This window comes from Fulvivirga sediminis, assembly GCF_016757215.1.
Classification (GTDB): Bacteria; Bacteroidota; Bacteroidia; order Cytophagales; family Cyclobacteriaceae; genus Fulvivirga; species Fulvivirga sediminis.
Window position 1 is genome coordinate 1 of the sequence record NZ_JAESIY010000022.1, and the last position, 26,777, is coordinate 26,777.

Here is a 26,777-nt window from a genome sequence, read left to right on the forward strand (position 1 = left end):
AATAAACAAAACCAATCTAAATGTGCTTAATTTATTGTCCAGTTTTTTGTTGCAAATCCAGATGCTACGACCAGTTAGGAGATTTGAGCGGACCATCACCATCTGGAAGGTCCGATTTATGCATTTTAGCCGAGTCAATCACAAATCCACATAAAACATATCTATAAGTCCTTTGCCCTTGGCTTCTACTTTGCCTCGATAGCGGCAAGAATAGGCATGTTTTACCAAATTATAGGTAGGTTCAGAGATATTGATTTTATTAGGTTCACTAGAGGTCTCTAGTCTGTTAGCTGTGGTTACAGTGTCTCCAAAAATGTTGTAGCTGTATTTTTTTTCACCAACCACCCCAGCTACCAATGAACCCGAATGCACACCTATTTGAGCGGTCCATTTTAGCTCTTTTTTCTCATTTCGAGTGTTCAAATAATTAAGTATCTTTTTGCCAGCAGCAATGCAATGTATTGCATGTTCAGGCATGTTATACTGTAGGCCGCAAACAGCTAGGTAGCCATCTCCATAAACTTGTATTTTTTCCATTTCTTCCTCCTCCATAATCTGATCAAACTTATGGTAAATTTCATTTAATTCAGCGATGAGAATTTCTGGATTTACATGTTCTACTAAATAGGTGAAGCCTACAAAATCACAGAAGAATACAGAGGTATTGTCGTACTTTTTAGGAAGGAAAGTGCCAGAAACTACTTCTCGTTCTGTTGCTTGATCTGGTAAGGAGCAGTGCCAGTGTTTTATTTTTAGCTCATTGTTATGCTTTCTTTCAAAAATGATCGTGTTCCTGATTTTCTCTAATACTACCATTTTTAACCTTATTCTAACATATAAGCATATCTCTCCACATACCAGAGCCAGATGGTCTGCCATAGCCTGACTTTCCACCCAGTTTAGCTCGTAATCATAAGAATCAGCGATTTGACTAATCTCGCGTATACGTTGATATTTTAGATCGGTTTTGTTCTTCCATAATTCGTGAGCATTGGTTCCAAAGCCAATGAATTGGTGGTCAACCATTGTGAGAATATCATGATTTTCATCGTCATTTCTAGACCCCCACTGGATCCAAAAATTTTTAAATGCCTGTATGGCTTGTTCTTCCAATCCTTCCATATGGCTATAATTGTAGAAAGCGGCTAGTGATCACTATTGGACATATTTCCACCAATATTAAAATACTAATAATTTTAATTTTTATACACAGGTGATGTTTAGGTTAATTATAATTAATGTACAAAATACAGTTAATTATTCCTAATGAATATTCCGTTTATTAAATTGAAACTAAATACAAAATAATTGGATTAACGTAAGAATATATAAAAAAAACCGAAGTTTGAACTCCTTTACTTTCTAAATGGAGGTCAAACTTCGGTGTAATAAAAAAGAGCTTATTTATTCTTTACCTAGTTCTACCGCTCTGTTAAATGCGGCATAAGCGGCTTCTTCTATTAATTGTTTTACGTTATTATCTTCCATAGAATCTAAGGCAGCTCTGGTTGTCCCTCCTTTAGAGGCGACACGGTCCATCCAAGATTGCGGAGATAGGTTAGACTTATTGAACAGTTCTACAGCCCCTTCAAAAGTCTGGCTCACGAGTACTTTAGAATCATGCTCTGAAAAGCCCATCTTTTTGGCAGCATCCATCATGGACTGCATAAAGTAAAAAACATATGCTGGGCCACTACCTGATATTCCAGTAGAAGCATCAATGTCATTTTCTGTATCTAATCTTACTGCCTTACCTGTGGTACTAAGTAGTTTCTCTACAGTAGAGAGCTCTAAACGCGACACTTCATCTGATGCAGTGAAGGAGGTAAGCCCTTTACCTACCTGAGCAGGCAAATTAGGCATAGCACGAACTACCTTTTTTATACCCAAACCATCTTGCATGGTTTTAATAGTTACACCTGCCATGATAGAGATAATGATTTGTTCAGGAACAAGAAGGTCTTTTATATCATTGAAAAGAGCCTCGCTATGATAAGGTTTTACTGCTAAAAAAATTATATCAGCTTTAGGCAAGCATTCATTAAGATCAGAGTGGACTTCAAAGCGACTGATTGTCTTTAACTCTTCAGTCTTGTTAGGGTCCGTGTCGGAAATCATTAAATTATAACTTTGCAGTAGGTCTGATTTTATCAAAGCTTTTGCATATGCTAATCCCATGTTACCTGCCCCTATTACTAATACTTTCATTGGTTGTTTTAATTTTATTAACAAAAAGTTACTAGTGGTATAACAAGCTTTATGCAGTAATTACTTTTAATAAGTGATATTAATAGGTAAAACTTTGATATTTAGTAAGTTACATCCTGTTTTTATTAGGAGTTTATTGAACAAAGTGTTTGGTTTTTACTACATTCATTCAAAGCAACTATAAATTCTTAGGGTAAATGGATGTATTAAAAATGTTAAATATAATAGGGTAGGGCTATAAAGCAAAAGAGGCAGACCTGATCCCTCAGGCCGCCTCTCTTATTTAGATATATAGGGATTCTTTATTGTTCAAACTTAACGGCAGGTTCCATGCAGAAGGCTTCAAAGAGCCTGTCTAATTGATCTTCCATATGATTTAAGGCATTTAAAAATGCAGCCTTCATATCATCCGATTTCTCTACAATCTGATCTGCCATGCCTCTGTAATACGCTACACCTTCTATAATTTGCTTATAGAATTTGGTGTGCGTTCTTTTCTCTTTGGTAGACAAGGTCTCCGTTACGCTTGTAAGCTGCTCCTTAAAGTAGTCTACATATAAACCGAGTTCCTTAACAAACATATGCGGTCTTTGGCCATTCTTTATAATATCAGCCCTACCATAAATATGATCTACCATTTCTTTGAGTGTGGCTCTTTTGTTAAAGTAGGCTATATTCGGTCCTGGGCAAATGGTGACATTAGTTAAACCTTTTACAAAAGGGACATTATAATTTCTAGGCACCGAATTACTTAAACCTACACATAGGCACTCTACAGTTTGCATCTCTTCTACGGCCTTATCAAATTGTAATTGAGGCAGGTTAAGAGATTTTAAATGCTTCATCTTCAGTTTTTGGTACTTTTTGGAAGCAGTGCAAATGGGCTCTTGAGTAAACTCGGTATTAAGCGCTAAATGTTTTTCAGTGCAGGGGCTTCCTGGTTTACCACTGTCAATTCTTGCTAGCTTTTCTCTTTCTGAGCTGGTTCCTTTCAGGTAATTAAACCGTACTCCCAAAGGAGAATTTTTACTTAAAATCACATCATTTTCATTGGCCCTCCCCAATACGTCAAGGGTCTCGTCATCCACTGTAGTTGCTTCAGGTACCATCAGGAAGGGAGATCCCCATCCGGTGCCATCTACCTTATAATATTGCTCCAGAAAATGAGCCTCTTCATAAGTTCCTATACCGCCTTGAACCGTTATTTTGAGTTTGGGTATTTGGTCGCTAATAGGCTCTCCTTTTTCTTCATTGGCTTTTTTATAAAGATCAAACATATCCTCTATAAGACTGGCCTTGTTGTTCTTGAAGTCTTCCAGAATTGGGCCTATCAAAAAGCCTGCAGTAGCAAAGGCGTGCCCTCCACAGTTGAGACCTGATTCAATTCTAAACTCGCTGACCCAAATTCCTTTTTTAGCAAGAAATTTACCTTGCACTAGCGCAGAGCGATAATCACTCACTTTTACCACTATATTTTTCTGGAATCGGTTTTCAGCATTAGCCTTAAAACAGTCAAATTCTTCTATATAGCTAAATAAGTTGGGATTCATCCCAGCAGAAAATATGATAGAGGAATTAGTAAGGTCACTCTTTGCATAACCTCTTAGAGCTGATAGTGCCTCGGTATTATTTTCCAGGTCTTCTTTGTCTGATGGCCTGTCTAGCTTGGTCATGATGTTCACATCTATACGACCAGCCTTAATTTTTGATTTGAGAAATTCGGCCATTTCTGCTTTTTTAGCATCATTTTGAGTCTCTTGCATCTCAAAATATATCTCTCGCAATGGATTCGAGTCTGGCAGCATCTCAAAGTATTTGTTGAGGTCAGAGCCAGAACCAAATTCTCCCTGTCTCATTTCTTCTACCTGGTAGCCAACAATCTTGTTAACTAGATTCAGATAATCCGTGATGCGCCTGGCTCTGTAGTCAGTGCTTTTATCACTGATAACTTCATAAGTAAGGCCAAACTTCTTGCCCCAGGTCTGATAATAATGTCTTCTTGTAGTTTCTATTAGTTTATCTTGGATAATGGATATAACTGAATCTATACCAAAACGAGCCACTTTTATTGGCGAGTCTATGGTGAAAGAGAGTCCCATTACCGGAATGTGAAATTTATGCATATCAGTTAAATTCATAGCTTTTCATGCGTTTTGAAAATATGGAGTTATATCATTAACTCCCGTTTTCATTGATAAGATTTATATGTTTCTGCCGCTAATCTGTGCTGCATAATGCTCAAAGTATGCGATAATGAGGCTCGTAAAAAATGACGTAAATCAGGAACCTGGGAGAAGAAAGTCATTTTGATGGATTGGATGAAGTAGGAGGGGTGATGTACAACATCTGATTCGTGAAATCAGAAAGAAATATTGCATTAATTACAATGGTTCAATTCATAAAAGTTGATAATTTGTGCCTTACGGTATAGGTCACCTGTGGGTATTCGGGGTGCTCTAGTGGCTGGAAGGTTGGATGCGTATGTATGCTTTCTTAAGTAAGGGTAAGAAAGCATCAAGCTCTATCATATGTGGGCTTTGCCAAGATAGAGCTTGATGGATAATGGGGTGTTTACAGTACTGAGGGTTTATTTTACATCAATACCTATTGTTTTTTAAGCAACACCTTTTTCTGAGTAAAGTTGTATGACTCATCCAGGAACTTTACCATATCAGGCCATTTCTCTACTTTTTCGAAATTATGATTATAATATTTTTTAGAATGAATAATCAGTTGGTCTCCTTCTAACTTGGCACTGGCGGAGAAGCCACCGGTATCATTAATAGCTTCAGTATTTAAATCTTCCACACCCTCTACGGTATAGCCTTGTGGTATGTGTAATTTTATAGTATACTCAAAAGATCTGGCATAGGGCATGTGAATATCATATTTTCTGGTTCGTTCTTCATCAGTCAACTTAACCTGCATATCTAGGAATTTGCCAATGTCTATTAAGTAATTAGGCCCCACTTTTTTGATCGTGCCCTTGGCTTCTACCTTGCATGTATAAACAAACTCCGGGTTCTCTTCATATCGGCCGGTTTTCATAATATTGATGTCATCTACTTTTTCTATTGACATGTCATAGTCACTAGCCATTGAGTTCTTTAAAGCTTCATTAAACTTCTCAGTTCTACCCTCCAAATACTTCTTTTTAAGCTGCTCTAATCTGGCAATTTCATCCTTTTTTCCATTGAAGGCATCAGTATAATTATATCTCTTTTGCTCTTCTTGGTTATATGTATAATAGTCCATTAATAGATCTTGATAATAGATCTTACTTTCACCTTTAGCAGAGCGTTTTAATTCAAACTCAACCAAATCCTCATTCATATCCTTTAATTCGATATTTACTGTGGAAGTAGTGTTATTGGCTTCGGCTAAATCTATAGGAATGGTGATTTTTTTCAATTCTTTACCAGCTGGAGCTTGCTGCCAAGAATAAACAGTAGCACCTTGAAGTGAAGGATTAATGCTGCCATAACTCTGGTTAATTCCAAGCTCACTGATGTAAAAGGGGTTCTTAGTATTTACCTTTAGCATATAAATAAGCTCATTTTCCAGTATTAAATCCTTCAGATCAGATATATGGCGTGGTATACCTATCAGTATCTCATGAGGGATTTTCATCCTACTGTAATATTTGGAAAGGTTAAGCAACACTCTGGAAGATTTGCTTTCAAAATAGTCATTATCATCTGTAATAAGGTACACTTGGCTACCTTTATAAGAGGTGTGCCTAAATGCATTGTAAGCGTCTCGTGCGAGTTTGTCTAAATTCTTTTCTTTATTTAACTTATTACGCTTCATGTAAGACCATAAGCTGGATGAGATTTCAGTCTCATCATATAGGTATTCAATTAGTTCTAATACCTCATCTTTAGAAACTTCATATTTAGGCTTCTCATACTCACCTTTAAATCCAGGGAATGAACGAGCTTCAGATTTTTCTGCGTATAATACTTTAAATTTTATAGAAGGAATCTGTCGATAAGGATAAAACCAACGAAGATCCTCTATACTCTCTCTATTTTCATCTTCTAGTGTATAATAGGTCTTGTCATCAGCTTCATCATTAACCTCTTTAAACTTAGGTGCTCCATTTAATGTTTTTAAATTAATAAAGCACCTGCGCATTACATTAAATGAAATTTTCTGCTTCATAATGGGATGCCTGCTGTTGAGCTTGAAAATTACGGGGTCAAATATGTAATACCTGGACCAAGGTGTAAAGTTAAGTTCTTCAGCTATATAATAATCAATTATATCACCTACCTCAAGGTTAGGAATAGCTAATTTTAATGTTTTGAATTTTTCATGATCCAGGTTGCCTTTTTCCAATACAGCATTAGATACAGGAATAATGATCTCTTCACCGCTTGGTTTTATTACTTTAAAACCAGCGTACACATGAGTTGTGTTAAGATACTCTATTTTGTTATCAGGAATGCTAAATTGAGAGTATTCCTCTATGGCCTTCTTATCTAATAGCTTAATTCGGTAGTGGCTGTAGTTGTCATAATTTAATGTGTTCAGCCATACATCCTTTTTATAACTTAGTAAGCTTGATTTAGCAATAATTACAGCTGATTCGTCTTTCCATTTAGCAGGTATTTCTGTCGCATCAAAGTTTTTGTCTCCGCTATTCCAGAAGGATTCTCTGATCTTTTCTGAACGTTTCGGGTTATCATTTACTGCAAACAACAAAGATGTGGATGAAATAAATAAAATAAGGGATAGCGTGAATAGGTTAAAAAATTTAGTTCTCACGTGTAAGTATAATTAGGTCGTTATAAAATTTGTTTAAGTCTTTGATAGAAGTATTCCATTCTTCAAAAGCATGTGTAGGAAGCACAGGTTTTAATAATTTTATTTCTTTATAATAGTAGAGTGCATCTTGTTTGAGTTCATAATTAGCTTGAAATGATAAAAATTCATTATGAATAGAAACGGCTTTAGGCAAATGATGTACAGTATAACCTGCTGGTAGTATTAGCTTTGCTTTTGTACGACTGTATTTTTTGCTGTTAAAGGAGTAGGGGATTTTTCTTGTTTCTTCTATTTGCGCATTTTTATATTCATCTTCAAAGTCCATATCCAAGTACATTTCCGAACCAAAAGAGCTCACCTGATTGTTTAATTGCATGTTATACTCCACATGCATAGGCTGATGCCTCTCTAATCCATTTACATTATCGACTTGGAAATGATCCGGTTCAAGGCTGCCTGATATTACCGCTTTTAATAATTTGGATTGGTCTACCTTATTGACAGCGTAGATAAAATTCATGATTGTTTTTTTGAATTCTCCTCTTATGTCTGAGGTCCCTATGCCAGATAGGTTTCCATCTGTAATGGTATATTCCCAATTCTTTTCTTCCAAATAATCTTCTATGGGTTGTTCTGCTACTTGGTCAATAAGATAATGATCTCCATCTTCGATTAACACCTGTTTGCCTTGTATACGTTCAGCATTAAAGCCTATAGGATTGTATTTCTCCGTGGCATCTAGAATATATCTTTTGTCATTCAAGAAAAGGGTGCATACCATATGGTTATCTACCGCTAATGAGGGTATATCATAGGTATAAGGTATTCTAGTAGTGCCTATCCAGGTTAATCTGGCATCATAACCAGCTAATCGAAGCATTTCTTTTGTGAGGTTCGCCATACCTTTACAGTCCCCATATTTATTGTAAAGTACTTTATTGGCGGGGTCAGGCTGAAATCCTGCCAAACCATTTTCAAAAGCTATATATTGTATGTTATCCTGTACCCAATAATAGATGGCTTCTATCTTTTCCTCATCAGTAGTCTTATCCTTAATAATCTCATTTACTTTACTGGTCAGTTCAGAAGACTTATTGTCAATATTTGAAGTAAGTTCATGATACCATTTATAAAGATCATTAGTTGAAGCTAAAACGGGAATTTTACTGCCTTGAGAGTTTTTATAACTCTTGGTTAAGATTAAAATATGAGGCATGTAATGAAGAAAGCCTGGGTCATTCTCTTCGGTTGATTGCGCCTCCAGATTGGAGATAGTATAGATGTATTTATTTCCTACTATATCCTTTTTAATGTCGTAACCCTTAAAGTTGATTTCTTTGAGTTCTACCTCAATACCTACAGGTATTTCAAATGTAATTTCTTTTTTTAAAACGGGTAAATCTTCATGAAAGAAAACAGAAGTTAAATACTTGGGATCCAGGTAAGTAGCTTCTGAGGAAAAATGAGCCACTGTTCCGGTGACATTGAAGGGCATCTTATAGGCACATATTTGTGCGTCTGAATAAAATATTTCACCAGACTGATAATGCCCGCAATACTTATTGTGATAAAATGATTTTCCTTTTTCTGTGGTGATTGAAGATTTTCCCAGCTCAACATTATCATTATAATAAGTTCGTTTTACATACTCAGCATTATCTTTTAAGCCTATAAAAAGTTCGTCTTTCTCATTTATAATCTGAAGATAATCTTCCTTTTTATGAATTGCAAAGCGATAATGATCTGTGGAGTTAAGGGAAGCAACAGAGGCATCTTTGTAGTCTTCGGCGATCCGGTCAGCCTCCAGTATTCTTTCTGAATCTATTTTTTGACCTTCAGAAATTGAAGCGATAAACATCAATAATGTCATCGTACACCCTAAGATTGAGCGATTATATTGCACGGTAAAAATGTAAATATGGTTAGTTTTAATTGAATTATTAACCCTTTTATATACTTGAAAGACTGCATATGTGACCAATAGGCAGGTTAAAAAATTATAAATGGCCATGATGATCTCGATGAATGAAATGATCAGAAACCTCTACCAGCTATATCAAAATTGCTTAAGATTAAGCAGTTAATTACTTTAGGAGCTCTTTTAAGGTATTTGAAATTAAATCTAACTTCATAAAATAATGAATTCTGTTTTTAAAATTTGGAAGAGAAATAGGGAGTTGTACCAAGAGTTTTTTGAGAAATACAGCTTAGAGCAGCTCAATGAAACACCTCAAGGTTTTAGTAATAATCTAATTTGGAATATTGGCCATGTGCTAATAGCGCAACAAGTATTGATATATAAGTCATCAGGATTGGAGGGCTATGTATCCGATGATTTAATTGATCGATATAAGCCAGGAAGCAGGCCCACAAATCCTGTTTCAGAAGCGGATGTGATGCATATAAAGGATTTGATGGCTCAGCTGGTGGAAAAGACTGAAGAAGACTTTAATGGTGGGAAATTCAATATCTATAATGAAAGAACTACTAGCATGGGATTTCATTTGGCTACCATTGAAGAGGCACTGACCTATAATAACTATCATGAAGCTCTTCATCTAGGTTATATGATGAGTATTCGTAAGCTTGTTTAATGAATTAAGGTAATAGGGTTTTGTAAAACTTGTCTCATTTATTCCATTTAAAATAATTATTTAATGATATAGATTGTGAATTATCGTTGATTTGACGTGCAATTGTGCCTGATAATAATTAACTTATGTACAAAATAACCATTTGCAGCATAGAAAGTATGCTGTGTCAGGTTTTAATCATATAATATCCTCAGCACACTTTTCGTATATAAGTTTTCATACCAGCTGTAGTGAGTGATGCAGGAAATTAAATCCAGTTTTAAGAAAGATTGAATCAGAGTTATGAGATGGATAATCAAGTAGGTTTTGTTACTAATGACTATTAGTATTTTACCTGATCGTCAGAATATTATGGCCTGTAGGTTAACTATTTTGTAAGAATAAACGTAAACCACACTAATATAGCATTAGGTGAACGATATGCGAAAGTAGGGCGTTTTCCGAGTATATAATCAACCTTAAACATATGACTAGAGAGCAGGAATTATTTCAAATACAGGAATACGTAGAGAAGCTTAAGCAAGTAAGTCTCGAGGTGAGGTCTAAACTTACCAGCGTTATTTTGTCTACAGAAAGCCGTCAACACCTTACGGATTCAGACAGGTCATCCATACTTCACTTATGTGATATTATTAAATCCAAGGATGATGAATTGGTGTCTGTAGAAGGCAAGCTGATTCAAATGGTAGATGAATTAAAAGAAAAGAGGGTCGCCGCAGAAATTTAGAAGTAGTAGCTCTTTTTTGAGAATTTTGAAGAGACATAAAATAAGGCTTGTTTATAAGATTGAAGTGCTCAATTTATAAACAAGCTTTATAATTAGGTATGAAGAAAGTTTATACGATTATTTTCATGGGCTTTTCTATTAATTCTTTTATTCGTTTTAAAAATGCTGCAGCCTCAGCTCCATCAATTAGTCTGTGGTCATAAGACATAGATAGAGGTAATATCTGTTTTGGTTCCCATTCCATTTTTTCTTTAGAATATATTGGTTGTAACTCTGCTTTAGAGACTCCAATTATGGCTACATGCGGCGGAAAGACAATTGGAGTGAAAGCAGTTCCTCCAATGCCACCTTGATTAGAAAGGGCAATATTACCACCTTCCATAGCTTGGGGGGCTAATTTCTTGTTTCGAGCCTTATCAGCAAGGTCATTTAACTCCTCTGCCAGTTGACTAACACCTTTACTATCCACAGTTTTAATAACAGGCATTAGTAAGCCATTGTCAGTAGCCACCGCAATGCTAATATTATAGTAATCTTTAAATATTACCTTTTTACTTTTCATATCAAGACTAGCATTGAACTTTGGAAACTCCGTTAGAGCCACTTGTATGACCTTAATGAGTACTGCCGTTACGGTAATCTTCTGATCTCTATTTTCATTTTCTTCTTTTAAAAAAGAGCTCAAAGTAGTAATATCGGCCTTATCGAATTGAGTGACCTGCGGGATTTCCCGCCATGATAGCAATGTTTTTTCTGCTATTGTACTTCTAATTGAACTTAAAGGCTTTTCCTGAATATTACCCCATTTAGAAAAGTCAGGTAAAGTAATTTTACTCTCTGCTGTTCCAGGCTTATGGCTACTGGTTAAAAGCGCTCTGGCATGTTCAATAACGGCATCATGAGTGATTCGTCCCTGGTCATTAGCTTCAATTTCATATAAGCTAATGCCGAGCTGTCTTGCCAGTTTTTTAGCCAGAGGAGCCACTGCTGGGGAGCTATGGTCAGACGAGTTATCAGATTGATCTTCCTGCTGTGTGCTTGCTTTTACAGCTCGCTCTGAACCTTCATCATCATTATCTTGTGAAGCTTCTTGATCTGATGAAGTTTGTTCTCTATCTTGCTTTTTAGAAGATTCTTCCTCTTTCTGGTCAGGCTTCTCTTTGGATTCTACTTCTTTTTCTTCCGAAACAGAATCCGTCTCTTCGTCCTTTTCTTTAACGCCTTTGTTAGAACCATTATTTTCTAGTATTAAAATCAAGTCGCCAGTGCTTATTTCCTGATCTTGTTTTACTTTAATAGATTTTACCGTTCCTTCTTGTTCTACAGGTACTTCCACAGCAGCTTTATCACTTTCAACTACAATTATAGCCTGCTCTTTATCTACATGATCTCCTTCAGAAACCAATATTTCACTTACCTGACCTTTTTCTGCATTATCAGATATTTTGGGGAGTTTTACTTCTATATCCATAGTATCAATATTCTGTGGGGTTATTTTTGCCTTTTTTAATGTTGTGTTGATCTTTAAAGCGTCTGAGAACCTTTTTGCTAAGGTTGCCTGTGTTGTAAAGTTCATGCAGTGCAGTCCAAACGATATGGCTTGCATCTACTTCAAAGTGGTGGCGTAGTTCATCTACGGTATCGCTGAGTCCAAAGCCGTCAGTACCCAGTACAATATAACTTTCTGGCATCCAGCTGGCGATTGATAGTGGTAATGCTTTTATATAATCAGTTGCCGCAATGCAAATGTCATTTTCGGAGAAGGCGTTTTCTGTAGTACATTGATTTTTTTTCTCTTCAATATTGTTTAAACGAGCATTATCTCTTGCATTGTCATAAAGCTTCTTATAGCTAGTAACACTCCAAATAGAAACAGGTATTTCAAAATCTTCTTCTAAAATTTGTGCGGCAGATAATACCTCTTTCATAATGGCTCCACTACCCAAAAGGTTCACCTCCTTATTTTTGGTCTTATTTTTATTTGCCTCTTTGTAGCAGTATAGTCCATCTATGATGCCCTGATCTACTCCTGACGGTTTCTTGGGCATAGAGTAACTATCATTATTTACAGTGATATAATAAATTAGATCTTCTTTTTTCTGGTACATCCTCTTAATCCCTTCTTTGATGATTACGGCTGTTTCATAAGCAAATGCAGGGTCATAAGCTTCCAAATGAGGGAAAGCCAAGGCAAATAGATGACCTTGACCATCTTGATGTTGAAGTCCTTCTCCAGATAAGGAAGTTCTTCCGGCTATACCTCCTATCATAAAACCCCTCGTTCGGGCGTCTAAAGCTGCCCATATAAGATCACCAATACGCTGAAAGCCAAACATGCTGTAAAACATGAAAAATGGGATGGTGTAAAATTTTTCTGTGTTATGATGGGTGCCAGCTGCAATAAAAGTAGACATGGCTCCAGCTTCGGTAATTCCTTCCTCAATAATTACTCCTTTGTTCTTTTCAGTATATTGAAGGAGACTACCTCCGTCTACAGGGTCATACTGTTGACCTTTTGGATTGTATATTCCAACTTTACCAAAAAGAGCATCTAAGCCTAGCGTTCGTGACTCATCTGGAATAATGGGGACTATATGATTTGCCATATTTTCATCCTTCAATAAAGAGGAAAGGAGTTGCATAAAAGCGCCGTTTGTTGTGGCCTCCTTATCTCCAGATCCACTATCAAATGATTTGAATATTTTAGAAGAAGGCATTTTAAAATCATAATCCATTTCCTTTCGACTTGGTAATGGGCCTAATAGATTTTTCCTTCTTTGCTTGATGTATTTTACTTCATCACTGTCTTCTTCAAAACGATAGAAAGGGTAGTCCTTCAATTCCTCATCGGTAAGTGGTATTTCTAGCTTATCTCTATAATCTTTTATTTCTTCTAGTGAAAATTTCTTTTTATTGTGGGTGACATTACTGGCTTCTCCGGCCTCTCCCTGACCATGTCCCTTGGTGGTATGAGCCAGAATTACTACCGGACCGTCTTTGTATTCTACGGCTCTTTTATAAGCGTTATAAATCTTTACTAGGTCATGACCTCCTTTGCCCAGTCTTTCCAACTGGTCATCAGAATATTCTGCTGCCAGCTGTTGGAGTGATTCATTTTGGCCAAATAGCTCTTCTCGTAATTCGCTACCAGAAGCAATGGACCATTTTTGTAGCTCGCCATCTGGAGTTTCTGCCATTACTTTCTTTAGTGCTCCTGACGTATCTTTAGCCCAAATCTTATCCCACTCACTATTCCATACTACTTTTATGACCTTCCAACCAGCTCCTGAAAATATATTGGCCATTTCAGAAATAATATGGTTGTTACCCCTTACAGGCCCATCTAGTCTCTGTAAGTTGCAGTTAACTATAAAGATAAGATTATCTAATTTTTCTCTACTAGCTATGGCAAGTGCCCCGGTAGATTCTGGTTCATCCATTTCTCCATCTCCAAGATAGGCCCATACCTTAGTTTCTTTATAAGTGGTTAATTCACGGTTCTGTAAGTATTTTAGGAACCTAGCTTTATAAATAGCTTGGATAGGGCCTAAGCCCATAGATACTGTGGGAAATCTCCAATAGTTAGGCATTAGGCGTGGATGAGGATATGAAGGCAGCCCGTCTTTATATTGAATTTCCTGACGAAAATGGGTTATTTGCTTTTCATTCAAGTCATGAGCCACATAGGAGTAAGCGTATAGACCTGGGGCAGCATGGCCTTGCCAGTAAACTATATCAGGATGATCCCCCTCATAGCCTCTTAAAAAGTGATGTAGCGCTACCTGAAACAAATCTGCCTCAGAAGAAAAAGTAGAAATATGACCTCCTAATCCACTATGTGTATGATTAGCCTTTGCCACCATCATCATGGCATTCCATCGTATCGCCCTATCTATCCTTTGTTCCAGATCAATATCTCCCGGGTAGGCTACCTCTTCATCAGCAGAAATAGTGTTAACATATTGTCCGGATTGGGCCATGCCGTTGAGATTTATGCCATATGCCTCTGCTTTTTGGTTAAGCAAATGCAGTAGCTGAGAGGCATGTGCTTTTGACTCATTTTCGATTATCCACTCCAGAGACGATATCCATTCTTGTTCTTCTTCAGTATTGATTCGGTTTTGATCAGCCATAATAACATATTTTGTTAAAATGTGTCAAAAATTGTTCCTTCTTCCTGATTGAGCTGTAGGCTATATTATATTTATATACTGTGAAAAAATATTCACGCTTTGTGGATGATGTATAAAGGGAAAGTAGAAATGTGCGAATCTATGGATTGATTTGTCCAATCTAGTTAGCCTATATTTTTCCGAGTAATTAGGTGATTTATGTACTATGTAGTAAAAGTGTAGTGTTTACACTAAAACTAATAGCTTCTAATTCTCAGGTATATTAAATTAGGGTGTCTGCGAAATCACCACAATCAACTTAATACCTATACCGAATGAAAAAATACCTCATAATAAGGCGGATTTAATATCTAGTGGTAATGTCTTATCTTCAAGTTAATGATAGTAACTAATGGATTTACAGTAGCTAATAATTGCTCATGTATAGGCATTAATATAACTGCGTAGTATAAGCCTAAGTGAATTAATGTTTCAAAAATAGACGTAAAGCATGGTAAGCCAGATCGTTCTATTCACGTGTAAACAACTTTAACTTAACACCCATATACTTAGTTTTTTACAAGGAAAACGGTTCTGATAAGATATAATCACCTTGATTTTAGCCGCCTTTTTAATATCAATCAACTCAATAAACCCTATATGTTACTTAAAAACCTACTTAATCGTCATCACTGGATAGTCCGGGGTTACGATTTCAATGAGCCAATGGCTTCAAGAGTATTTATTCAATCCTTCCCTACTCATAATATTTACAAGTATTTGATCATTCTGATTATGCTCCTGTTTGTTAACGCAGTGAATGCACAGAATCTCATGGAAAATCTTAATCGCGGAGTAGTGGCTGTTAGGACCAGTAATAGCCAAGTTTTTGTTAGCTGGCGAATGTTTGGTACCGATCCATCCAATATAGCCTTTAACCTTTACAGAGGCAGTACCAAAGTGAATGCCACGCCAATAACAAATTCTACCAATTATGTCGATAATACCTCTACCAATGCCAGCTATTCGGTTCGACCTGTAATTAACGGAGTAGAGCAGGCCGCTTCTGAAGCCGCCAATGTATGGGGGCAGAATTATAAAACGGTTAATTTACAGCGACCTCCCGGTGGTGCTACTCCCTCAGGTAGTTATACATATTCTCCTAACGACTGTAGCGTAGGAGATTTGGATGGAGATGGCGAATATGAAATAATTGTGAAGTGGGATCCATCTAATTCGAAAGACAACTCACAGTCTGGTTATACCGGTAAAGTCTTTCTAGATGCCTATAAGTTGAATGGTACACAGCTTTGGAGGGTAGATTTAGGGTGGAATATACGTGCAGGAGCCCATTACACTCAGTTTATGGTATATGATTTTGATTCTGACGGCAAGGCTGAAGTGGTTTGCAAAACTGCTGATGGCACTACTGATGGTCAAGGTAATGTAATTGGCAATCCTTCGGCTGATTGGAGAAATTCCAGCGGTTATGTATTAGATGGCCCTGAATACCTGACTGTATTTAACGGGCAGACCGGAGCGGCAATGCATACAGTAAATTATTTGCCCGGAAGGGGGAATGTTTGTAATTGGGGAGATTGCTATGGTAATAGGGTGGATAGGTTTCTTGGAGGAATAGCTTACCTTGATGGTAGAAATCCGTCTATTATTATGAGTAGGGGATACTATACTCGCAGTGTAATAGCGGCTTGGGATTACAGTAACGGTCAGCTCAGGTCACGCTGGGTATTTGACACCAACAATGGCTGGTCCAATTACGCAGGTAAAGGTAATCATCAATTAAGCGTGGCGGATGTGGATTTCGACGGTAGAGATGAGATTGTTTATGGAGCCATGGTGGTAGATGATAATGGGAGAGGGCTTTATACCAGTACCTGGGGGCACGGAGATGCTATGCATGTTTCTGATCTTATACCTAGCCGACCGGGCTTAGAGGTTTTTACGCCAATAGAAGATGCCAGTTCTAATCCATCCAATGGCAAACCGGCGGTGGTGATGAGAGATGCCCGTACAGGAAGTATCATTTGGGCGAAATATAAGAATGGAGATATTGGAAGAGGGTTAAGTGCCGATATTATGCCTGAATATCCTGGAGCTGAGAGCTGGGCTTCCAGTGGGCTGGGCGTTTATAGCAGTACAGGAGATCTGGTAAGCACTAATATCCCTTCTATCAATTTTGCCATCTGGTGGGATGGTGATTTGAGTCGAGAATTGCTCGATGGCACTACTATCTCTAAATACAATTCAGGGGTACTTCTTTCGCCAACTGGTGTGGGATCAAACAATGGCACCAAAGCAACGCCTAACCTTTCTGCCGATCTTTTAGGAGATTGGAGGGAAGAGGTTGTTTGGAGAACCAGTGATAATCAAAGCCTGAGAATATACACAACCACGGCCACTACTAATCAGAAGCTCTATACGCTAATGCATAATCCACAGTATAGAGCAGCCATTGCTTGGCAAAATTCTGGATATAATCAACCACCCTGGACTAGCTATTATTTAGGAAGCGGTATGTCCACACCGCCACAACCTAATATAGAGCTGGTTAACGGAGGGAATCCGGGCGTAGGTAATCTTATGGTAAGAGCCAGGGGGGAAGGTGGCGGAGAAGTGATAGAGGTAAGAGCCGATGGTAATACTGTGGCTTCTTTTACCCTTAGCACAAACTATCAGAATTATTATGCGGATGGCTCCGGCAATATTACCGTTCATTTTGTGAATGATGATACTGGGTTAGATGTACAAGTCGATTATATAATGGTGGATGGAGTGACTATTCAGTCTGAGGATAGGCCTACCAACACAAGCGTGTGGCAAGATGATGCTTGCGGAGGTTCCTACAGCGAATGGATGCATTGTAATGGATATATCGATTATGGCACTTTGGATACACCAACCGTCACTACCATACAAGAAAGCACGCAAGGTTTCTGCTCTGTAGAAGGTGCAATAGAGAATAACCACAGCGGTTATACAGGAAATGGTTTTGTTAATTCGGCCAATTCATATGGCAGTGGTATTAACTGGAGGGTTAATTTCAATACCTCCGGCACCTATACCTTTACCTGGAGATATGCCAATGGGGGTGTTTCAGGCCGTACCGCTCGCTTATTAATAGATGGGGCGCCAGCAGTTTCATCTATTGCCTTTCCGAATGCCGCTTGGACTAGCTGGAATACCGTTTCGGTTACAGCCAATATATCAGCAGGAGCTAAGACCGTGAGATTGGAAGCAACCCAAGCAGACGGCCTCGCTAATATAGATTATATTCAAATTACCGGACCTGCTTCGGCCACTGATTGTAATGTTAATTTCAATGATTTGGCTACTACCAAACATGGGCTAAAAACTGAAGTCATAAGTGAGCAGTCGTCAGAAGATTTGTTATTGTATCCAAATCCATCCAACGGACTTGTAAATATTGTATGGAAAGGGGATACTCATAAAGGAGCAGAACTGAAAGTATATGACTCAAATGGGCATTTAATCACAGATCACCTGGTTGTAGAAAATCAGTTCAAGTTAGATGTAAGTGATTTTCCCGAAGGAATATATATCATTACTCTGACTACCGAGCAACAAACATTGTCTAAGAAGTTTATCAAATAGTTTAATCTGTTATGTTCAAGTGACCTACCTCTCAATTTATGGGGGGTAGTTTTTTATTTGAACATTTCGTATTTATACCTTTTTTAAGTAGAGTAATTTTGGCTGATCTATCGTGAAGACTTCCCATCTTTAGGACAGGTTTCAATTGTTAATTCTTTTTTTGGCCGTCCTAATAATCCTGCAATAGTGGAAGGCATAAACTGAATTAATCCAGTACCTTCTGAATTCGCAATATTTGGTGCGGTGGCCTTATTCTCCACTTTCCCATGCAAATACGGCCATAAGGTTATTGGCCATTTCAATTTTTCTTTCTTCCCCCCATAGGTTCTTAGCACCCTGAATAACCTTGGCTCTAAACTGGCAACTAACTTTATTGCCCCAAATAAGACTCTCACAGCTCCCTCCACTACCATAAATCATCTTCATATGCTCCACAAAAGCAATAGGGTGGAAGTGCCATACTTGATCTGTACTAGGGAAGGTGCGCTCAGGTGGTTTCACTTCCTGCTGTTTTTCCTCTTGTGGTTGTTCTTGCGTTTCAGGGGCTTTCTTATCTTCACTTACTCTTGGTTGAGTTAGCGGTTTCAGAGTCGGTGTTGGTTGTTTGTGTAGTAGCATCAATAGGTTCTGGACTTCTTCTGGCTGCAGCCATCTGTACCTCGGGGTCATCCCTGCCAAAAATTGCAGTAATTCTAGCAGTTCTTCTTGCTTTGAGCTCTTCATCTGTAGGTCGCAATTTTGTGTAACCCATAGGTTTCAGCCCCTCAGGAGTAGGAAGATCCATAGGAGGGTAGTATGTTAAACCAGCGGCTTCTTTCCAGAACATCAGCTTTTCTACCTGATCTTTTATAGTATTTAACTTTTCTTCTTTGAGACTTTCCAGATCCCATTCACCGCCTTCATCTTCTTGAGCAATCAAGTAGTCAAAGAATTTGGTAACCTCATTATCTATTATGTCAGCGGGATAGGTCTGTTTTATGTTTGTCGATTATTTCATGTAGAAATTGGGCGCGTTTCTGTTTCTCTCAAACGCGCCCAAACTGGGTGTTTTATTTTTTAGTTTAAATGAAGGTTGAAATTGTTTATATTATACAATTTCGAGTGCGTTTCAGTTGAATGGAAACGCGCCCGAAACTATTAATTACTCAAATTTTTCAAACTCTATTTCGCTATTATTATTTGTATTCACTGATATTACAGGGCTTGTAACATAATATCTGTTTTGTTTTTTGTAAAGTTTTAATAGTGGGGAATCTTCCGTTTCATTATAATTAGTACCTTCTAGAGTTGAATCATAGTATAGTTTTAATGTATCCCCATCTTTTTTAATACTGCATAGGTCTATAAAATTAGTTTGATATCCTTGTCCTATGAAAAGGGAGCTATCTTTTGTTATATTAATTTGATAACCAATTACAATTGAACTAAACTCATCAATCTTACCTTTATCTTGAGTTAAGTGATATTTTCCGATCCAATCAGACCTGTTAAATGAGTAATTATTTTTTATGTTTGACTTAGGTTTGTTGAAAAATACACTAATACTGTCAATTTTATAATCTCCATTTTCATTGTTTTCTACTAAAATATCTAAATAAGAAAAGATCGAATTATCTATCAATGAATATGCGTGAACTAACCTTTGATTATCCACTTTAGTGATTTCAACTTCATTTATCTTTATAGCTGTAACAGCTTCTCCTTGCCCTCCTAAAATAATGTCTTTTCGAAGAAAATCGCATTTATAGTCTTTGTTTTTACCTAAGTAAAAATCTGCGTCATACTCGGGATCAAAGCTGTTTAATTCCAGACTCTCAAGCATTAGATTATTACATTCTTTACATTTTTTTATCAAAGATTCTTTAAAAGATTCGCTTAAGTGTGGCACTTGATCCAATCGAGATGAGTAATCCGAAACATTTAAGCCTATTTTTCCATTGCCAGTTTTCTGATATTTAGGAATAAAAGGGTTTTTATTTTTCTTATTATAGTACTGGTTAAGGTACCAGCTATAAAAATCTTCTACCACTTCAGAATAATTGTTTTGAATGTCATTTATTTCATTTGGCCGTTCTTGTGTTTCTTTTACGGTCGTATTGCAACTTAATAAGATTGGAAATAAATAAATAAGAAAGAAGTAATTTAACTTTAGCATAATTAATTTTTTAAGGTAGGTCTAACCATAGTTACTACATATTTTCTGCCTCTATATGTATCTTTTAAGGTTCCATCGGATTGTAGTTTAAGTTTATTTTTATTACTAGTCCCAATAGATTCATGACCAGTCTGTGGGTCAAAATAATGATAACTTAATATTCCATCGTTACTGGTTTCTTTACCTACAATTATTACCCAATGATCAGTCGTATTGTCATTGTTTCCGGTGTTACCTTTTTTCCAGTCTATACCTACTATAATTGGTATTCTATTATGGATATGATTATTTATTAAATTTAGTCCTTCAGAAGCATTATCTTGCACTACTAAATTCTCAGTGTCTTCACCTTCATATTGAGTCATTTGCACAACTCTTGAATCAGTAGTAGGAGCGACCTTATAATTTCCGAATGACCTTAACATATCTTCACACCTGCGCAGGCAACCTTTGGAATCGCTGTTTTGGTAGCCATGGAATATTATTTCACTTGCAAGTGAAATGTTTTCTTCCCTGTCATTCTGACGTGTACAGGAACCGTCTGTACAGTTGTTTTTGTGCTTTTCTCCTTCATCCAGATATTTTTGGATTCCCTTTTTTATTTCCAGCTTAGTGACTATTCCGTCATCATTGCCGTATTTTTTGTTCGTGTCAAATCCCTTGTTCTGCTTATATGCATTTATTCTATTTTGGTAGAAGACATCATTTTTGAGTAGACCGGTACCATTTTTAGAGAAAACCACATGATTGTCAGGTTTTCCCATGGAGGCAGGAAAAAGCACCTGAAGATAAAAGTCGACGAACTCAACATGTTTACCTTTTAAAGGTTTAAAATATTTTTCAACGTAATCAAGTTGTCTTAATTCAGACATATCGGAAAACTCTTTTACTCTTTTTAGAGTTAAATTATTCCCCCAATAATTGGTGACTGTTTCAATTGTTAATTCTTCTTTTGACCGTCCTAATAATCCTGCAATAGTGGAAGGCATAAACTGAATTAATCCAGTACCTCCTGAATTCGCCATATTTGGTGCGTTGGCCTTAAATGTTTCTCCACTTTCCCATGCAAATACAGCCATAAGGTTATTGGCCATTTCAATTTTTCTTTCTTCCCCCCATAGGTTCTTAGCAATCTGAATAACCTTGGCTCTAAATTGGCAACTAACTTTATTGCCCCAAATAAGACTCTCACAGCTCCCTCCACTACCATAAATCCTCTTCATATGCTCCACAAAAGCAATAGGATGAAAGTGCCATACTTGATCAGTACTAGGGAAGGTACGCTCAGGTGGTTTCACTTCCTGCTGTTTTTCCTCTTGTGGTTGTTCTTGCGTTTCACAGGCTTCCTTCTCTTCACTTACTCCTGGTTGAGTTAGGGTTTCAGTGTCGGTGTTGTTTGTTTGAGTAGTAGCATCAATAGGTTCTGGACTTCTTCCGGCTGCAGCCATCTGTACCTCGGGGTCATCCGTCCCAAAAATTGCAGCAACTCTAGCCGCTCTTCTTGCTTTCTGCTCTTCATCTGTAGGGCCCAAATGTGCATCATAAATAGGTTCAGGATTGGAATTCGGAAGAGTATATTGCTTAGGAGGGTCGTAGATTAACCCCGAGGCTTCTTTCCAGAACATCAACTTTCCTACCTGATCTTTTATAGTATTGAGTTTGTCTTCTTTCAGCTTTTTAAGTTCTTCTTTTAAGCTTTCATCTTCTTGAGAAATTTGGTAGTCATAAAATTTAGTTACTTCATCAGCTATATCATTAGCGGTATAAGACCATTCAGATTTGTGTTCACAAACTATTTTAGATACAGCAAGTTGTGTTTCAAGCATACTATATGCGGCATCAAGCTCGAAAATATCTAAAACATCATCATTTTTCACATTCAATGTTTTCCAGAATTTCTTTATAAAATCACTAGCATGTGAATCGTTACAGTCTCTAAGTCCTTTTACTTCATACATGTATTCAGCTCCTGCTCTTATAGTTTTAAAGCCAGAATTTTTCCAATTATGGAGACTAAAGGTATCAAAATTCTTATTTTCTATCCACCCCTTTTTAGTTTCTTTTTTATTACCTATTACGTAACTGCAAGTAACCTGTATCCATTCTTTATTCTCGTTTTCTTTGATGATTTTAGCTTTACTAAGATCTACAATTGCCTCTTTACATAATTCTTCATCTTCTCCTGTTTCATCTTTATTATCTGGTATAGCCAAATAAGCTGTAGTAATATTTTTATTTAGTGTAGTATGTTCACCTTTTTTAGCAGGATGAATATCAAAGTATTCTTCCTGAACTATTTTTTCTTCCACCCTGCAGTCTGCTTTTGTTAAATACTCCAGAAATGAGTCAGTGGTTTGTCCAAATGGTATAGGCACAGTTACTTTTTTATCTCTGGTTTTTGTTCCTTCAACAGGGAAAAGATCTTTTGTTTTTACCCAAAATTCGGCTGGATTATTCTTTGGTCTATATTCTACTTTTGTTATATCACCATTCTGTTCTAACCAATACACAAAACTGTTTACATCTGGTATTTGATTATTGAAATGAGATTTATTTATCTCGTCAAAGAATTCGGGCTTAATTTGAAAGTAAGCATTCCTAGGGCCTGGTGGGTCAACCATGTTATGTAAATATGATTTATTGAGGGAGGCTCTAACAGGTTGTTTATCTTCTTGAATATTAACGTACCCATCCTTAATACCTAAGACTTTCACGGTCGTACCTTTGGGCAGATCAACATTAGTAGTAAGAGTTTTCTTTAGTATAGTGTCTTGAGGAAGAATAGTATAATTCTTTTTATCTTTTCCTGCTTCAAAAGCATTTGATAAAAACTCATCTACTTCTTCAGTCATGAATACATCTACCTGAGCAGCATGGTAGTTGCAGCCAAGGTCACCTTGTAACAAGCCAGTATAACCAATATGTTCTCCTGCCTTGATGGGGATGTCACAGGCTACTATTTTATCCAAAGTTATGTCTACTTCCTCTATCTCCTGTTGAACTTCAAAATTACTAGAGTGAGTATAGCCTTCATAACCCTCCACTTTAGCCCAATAGGTTTCTTTGCCTTCTTTTATTTTAACCTCTGTTTTTTCAAGCACATTTACTATGGTACCTTTAGGTATTAAACCTATGACAGCTGAATCGCCGTTAGCTTCTTCTCTTAAACGGGATCCCCGTTCAATTCTTTTTTCATCAGAAAAACCAAGATAATCTATGAATTTACCTGTATCTTTATCAGTATTGATTTTATATGAATCACCAAGATCTTCTAGGGGAGAGCGATCATAAATGTAAATATCATCGTGGTAGTCTCCATTTCCATCAGTGTAGGTTACTTTAATTCCACTTCCATTCTTTATAAGTTTACCCTCTTCATCTAGTACTTTACAAACCTTATCTCCATAAGGTATAACCAGTTTTATAGTTCTTGAACCCCTAAACTCAGTTACACCTGCACTGTTAAGTGTTCTCGCATTTAGACCTTTAATGGTTGTTGCCGGAAAATCATAATCTTGTTCTTGCGTGGCTTTCAATGTTTCGTAGCGCATAAACTTGGGGACGTCTATACCGCTACGAATTTCTTCTTTATTCTCTTTATAATAAGCTGAAGTGGGTAGCAAATGATTGTAGAGGCTGTAAAAGGTGAAGAATTTCTTCTTTACCGTGGTTTTCTCGTCATCAGCGCCTTCATTTTCCACCTCCTCTTTACTTATTTCTATATCGTGCTGAATTAATATAAAATTATTGGAGTATTTTTTTTCTTCTCTAGGCTTGCGATTAGTGTTGTCACTAGAGTCTTTTAATGTCTGATACTCCCTGTTCATCCTATAAGCTATAATACGTCCGTCAGCAATAGCTTGTAGAGGTTTGTCAGCACCTTCTATGTGTACACCACCGTGCCAAGTGTTAAAATGACTTATCAGATATTTTCCAAATTGATTAGAAAACTTCAAGTCTTCACCATTTCCATCTTTTTCGGGGTAAAAAAAATTCATATCTCTGACTATTAAAAACTGATATTAAATTGACCTAATCTACCTTGTCTCTGACTTTCCTTTCTTAGCTTCTCCTGATTGGCTTCCGCTTCCTTGGTGTTGCCGAGCAGGCGGTTGGTAATCGTAATTTTAGGGAAAGGTATTTTTTCCAGTGCCATAATGGCGGTTGGGGCCGAGGTTCCTGTACCTATAAGTACAGTAGGCTCGCCTACGCTGATGGTGCCTCCGTGGGCGGTGAGCGCACCTACGGTTACGGCTGGTTTGCCGTTGATGAGTACGGTAGATTCTCCCTGGGCTATAGTGTCAGGAGGACCTGAGCAAACACACATGTCACCCATAACGGCAGCAGGCTTACCGCCTATCAGTACATTGGGTGAGCCAGGTCCGCTAATGGGGCCTCCTACATGAGGCACGGTGCCGGTACACATCGGGCACACGTGCATACTTCCTATGGTAGCTGCTTGTCCTGGCATAGTTTAGTTCAGTTTTAAGGTGGTACCTTTTATCTCTGTCATGGTTTTACCAGTCACTTTGGTCTGAGCTCCGTTAAGTTCAGCATTGGTAGAACCTTCTATAATAGCTTTCTGGCCTTTGGCGGTATAATCGCCAGTGGCTTCCATAGCTACGTTGCCATCACTCTTAGCGGTGAGGTCATCAGAAGCCTGCAAGCCGAGTTTGCCATTGGCAATCAGGCTGGTATCTCCTTCAGAAGAAAAGCTCAATGCATCAGATGATTGTATATTCAGCTGCTCTTCCGCTTTTATATTGATATTCTTAGCAGTAAGATCCAGATTTTCAGTCGCATTTATGGTCAGAGATTTCTCCTGGGTATTGAAAGTGATAATGCTTCCCTCATTATCATAAATGCTGATAGTTTCTTCTCCTTCAGTATCGTTCAGCTCTATAGTATGGCCACTTCGGGTGCGTATAGCTTTGATGTTATTGGCATCTGTTTTCCAGCTTTCAGGCTTTTTAGTGCCACTGTATAAAGCTCCCATCACGTAGGGGCGCTCGGCGTTGCCACCTTCAAAGCCTACTATTACTTCTTCGCCTACTTCAGGTATAAAATGGAATCCTTTCTCTCCACCAGAGTGAGGAGTCACCATTCTTAACCATGGCGTCATTTCACCGGTAGGTTTTTGCCAGGCAAACTGTACTTTTACGCGGCTTAGCCCATCAGGATCAGCATTATCCATTACCGTAGCTACCTGGCTCTCACTGCGAGGGTAGGCCATGGCGTTGCTTTCAGGGTAAATGTCTATCTCAGCAGATACGCCTTCGAAGTAGTTAATATAGTTACCATTTTCAGTAGCGGTGTGCATTACCTTAGTTACTCTAAAGCTGCCTTGTGCTGCTGCGGTGTTTTTTACTGCTACTACCTGACCTAAGTATACCCCTGGGTTATCACTAGAGCCTTTTACGATTACTTGCTTGAGTTCGCGACTCTTCTTTTGTTTTTCTACCTGCAGGTCAAAACGCTGCTTCAGGGTGCTGTCTGTATAAGAATTAAGGTATATGCTGGTTTCTTTAGCATATATTTCACCACTTTTTTGGCTGGTAAAGCCATTATATCCATTTACCCCTGTGTTGATCTCCCTAGATGTTTTTTCATGGAGTTCGTCAGTAAGGTAGTCATTGGTAAAGTACTTAAAGTTATTAGGGGAGGGGTTGAGCTCTAAAGAGAACTTCTTCAGGTCATGCCCATAGGTGATGGACAATTCTTCACTGGCTTTGGGTGCGCCAAATACCAAGGCTTTGCCATCATAATAAAACCATTCGCTATGCTGAGCGGCCAATCGGCTGGCGTACTCAAAAGCGCTTTCATTTTGCTGAACGCTGTAGTGTAAGGCTTCTGTGTTTTGTGGGTTGAAAGCCATTTCGAGTCTGGAGGCATCGTAGCCTTCAAAGGTTTTGGTAAGAATGTCTGACAGGCTCACTTCACTGTGCGAAGCATAATGAGGGCCGTCATCAGCGATGATGCTGGCACTCTGAGCAGTAATTTCTACCGTATCTTCTTCACCACTATCATAGGCTTTGGTATTATTAACCTTTACCACTATCCCTTTGAATTCCAGCACGCCATAGTCGCTATAGATTTCATCAGAGCTTACACTTATGGTAATAATTTCACCTAAAAAGTTTTTGCTTTCGGAGGCTAATTCATCCCCTAATTTCTCCAGTACATCCATCCTGCATACCAGGGTGAGCATATGGTGGGCATCTAGGTCTTGCTGTAATGATAATCTCTTGTAAGTGGGGATCAGGTTTCCTCCAATATATATTTCTATGTTAGTTTGTAGGGCCATAATATTTTTGATTTTTATAGCTATTCGCTAAAAGAATAATTATTTAGTGAACCTGCCATTAGTATATTTTAAAATAGTGGTATCACGGATAGGCTTCATCTAGAAAAGATGCCTTTAGTAAGCACGTACCTCCATGTCGCTACTCTTTCTAGAGCAAGAGTATGTACCATACCGCGTTCAGCCTTGTTGGTATTGTAGTCTAGACCTCTGTTGGCTTGCAGCCACCTGGCAGCGTTGCCTTCACCCTGGTAGTACACATACGTCCAGTAAGCCA

At 37.7% G+C, this 26,777-nt stretch carries 16 protein-coding genes; 3 read left to right on the forward strand and 13 right to left on the reverse strand.

All coding sequences use genetic code 11. The features are described from left to right. Window positions 1-138: 138 nt before the first annotated feature. From JL102_RS22730 to JL102_RS22750, 5 genes are all read right to left on the reverse strand, one after another. Window positions 139-1,122: an adenylate/guanylate cyclase domain-containing protein gene (locus JL102_RS22730; protein WP_202246774.1), complete on the reverse strand. Its 984-nt coding sequence runs from the start codon at window positions 1,120-1,122 to the stop codon at window positions 139-141. A gap of 282 nt (window positions 1,123-1,404) precedes the next feature. Next, entirely contained in the window at window positions 1,405-2,208 is an 804-nt protein-coding gene (gene proC, locus JL102_RS22735) for a pyrroline-5-carboxylate reductase (protein WP_202246775.1), read from the reverse strand. 302 nt (window positions 2,209-2,510) lie between these two features. Next, window positions 2,511-4,346, reverse strand: coding sequence for a hypothetical protein (locus JL102_RS22740; protein ID WP_202246776.1), 1,836 nt, complete (start codon window positions 4,344-4,346; stop codon window positions 2,511-2,513). A gap of 466 nt (window positions 4,347-4,812) precedes the next feature. Continuing rightward, complete coding sequence (locus JL102_RS22745; RefSeq protein WP_202246777.1) at window positions 4,813-6,978, reverse strand: DUF3857 domain-containing protein; 2,166 nt, start codon at window positions 6,976-6,978, stop codon at window positions 4,813-4,815. Further along, the gene (locus tag JL102_RS22750; protein ID WP_202246778.1) at window positions 6,968-8,848 is read right to left on the reverse strand and encodes a transglutaminase-like domain-containing protein; all 1,881 of its coding nucleotides are present in this window, start codon (window positions 8,846-8,848) and stop codon (window positions 6,968-6,970) included. Before JL102_RS22750 ends, JL102_RS22745 begins: the two co-directional genes overlap by 11 nt. Window positions 8,849-9,116: 268 nt before the next feature. On the opposite strand from JL102_RS22750, the gene JL102_RS22755 reads away from it, so the two are divergent. Both JL102_RS22755 and JL102_RS22760 read left to right on the forward strand, forming a co-directional pair. Continuing rightward, on the forward strand, window positions 9,117-9,572 hold the full coding sequence (locus JL102_RS22755; protein WP_202246779.1) for a DinB family protein: 456 nt from the start codon (window positions 9,117-9,119) through the stop codon (window positions 9,570-9,572). A 466-nt stretch (window positions 9,573-10,038) separates the two neighbouring features. Continuing rightward, window positions 10,039-10,299: a hypothetical protein gene (locus tag JL102_RS22760; protein WP_202246780.1), complete on the forward strand. Its 261-nt coding sequence runs from the start codon at window positions 10,039-10,041 to the stop codon at window positions 10,297-10,299. Window positions 10,300-10,408: 109 nt separating this feature from the next. Here the strand turns inward: JL102_RS22760 and JL102_RS22765 are convergent, their stop codons facing one another. Beyond that, window positions 10,409-11,770 (reverse strand): 2-oxo acid dehydrogenase subunit E2, encoded by a 1,362-nt coding sequence (locus JL102_RS22765; protein ID WP_202246781.1) that lies wholly within the window; start codon window positions 11,768-11,770, stop codon window positions 10,409-10,411. A 4-nt stretch (window positions 11,771-11,774) separates the two neighbouring features. Next, the gene (aceE, locus tag JL102_RS22770) at window positions 11,775-14,432 is read right to left on the reverse strand and encodes a pyruvate dehydrogenase (acetyl-transferring), homodimeric type (protein ID WP_202246782.1); all 2,658 of its coding nucleotides are present in this window, start codon (window positions 14,430-14,432) and stop codon (window positions 11,775-11,777) included. Between the two features lie 639 nt (window positions 14,433-15,071). On the opposite strand from aceE, the gene JL102_RS24060 reads away from it, so the two are divergent. Next, complete coding sequence (locus JL102_RS24060) at window positions 15,072-18,044, forward strand: rhamnogalacturonan lyase family protein (RefSeq protein WP_202246783.1); 2,973 nt, start codon at window positions 15,072-15,074, stop codon at window positions 18,042-18,044. Between the two features lie 249 nt (window positions 18,045-18,293). Here the strand turns inward: JL102_RS24060 and JL102_RS22780 are convergent, their stop codons facing one another. The 6 genes from JL102_RS22780 to JL102_RS22805 all read right to left on the reverse strand — a co-directional run bounded on the left by JL102_RS22780 (window position 18,294) and on the right by JL102_RS22805 (window position 26,503). Then, window positions 18,294-18,662 carry a hypothetical protein gene (locus JL102_RS22780; protein ID WP_202246784.1) on the reverse strand — a complete coding sequence of 123 codons (369 nt, stop codon included), beginning with the start codon at window positions 18,660-18,662 and terminating at the stop codon, window positions 18,294-18,296. Then, a complete protein-coding gene (locus tag JL102_RS22785; protein WP_202246785.1) occupies window positions 18,601-18,963 on the reverse strand; it encodes a hypothetical protein in 363 nt (120 codons plus the stop codon). The genes JL102_RS22780 and JL102_RS22785 overlap by 62 nt, the downstream gene beginning before the upstream one ends. 222 nt (window positions 18,964-19,185) lie before the next feature. Beyond that, a complete protein-coding gene (locus tag JL102_RS22790; RefSeq protein WP_202246786.1) occupies window positions 19,186-20,199 on the reverse strand; it encodes a DUF5991 domain-containing protein in 1,014 nt (337 codons plus the stop codon). 2 nt (window positions 20,200-20,201) lie between these two features. Then, on the reverse strand, window positions 20,202-24,197 hold the full coding sequence (locus tag JL102_RS22795; RefSeq protein ID WP_202246787.1) for an SH3 domain-containing protein: 3,996 nt from the start codon (window positions 24,195-24,197) through the stop codon (window positions 20,202-20,204). Between the two features lie 11 nt (window positions 24,198-24,208). Beyond that, window positions 24,209-24,670: a PAAR domain-containing protein gene (locus JL102_RS24065; RefSeq protein ID WP_202246788.1), complete on the reverse strand. Its 462-nt coding sequence runs from the start codon at window positions 24,668-24,670 to the stop codon at window positions 24,209-24,211. 3 nt (window positions 24,671-24,673) lie between these two features. Then, window positions 24,674-26,503: a type VI secretion system Vgr family protein gene (locus JL102_RS22805; RefSeq protein WP_202246789.1), complete on the reverse strand. Its 1,830-nt coding sequence runs from the start codon at window positions 26,501-26,503 to the stop codon at window positions 24,674-24,676. Between the last annotated feature and the right edge of the window lie 274 nt (window positions 26,504-26,777).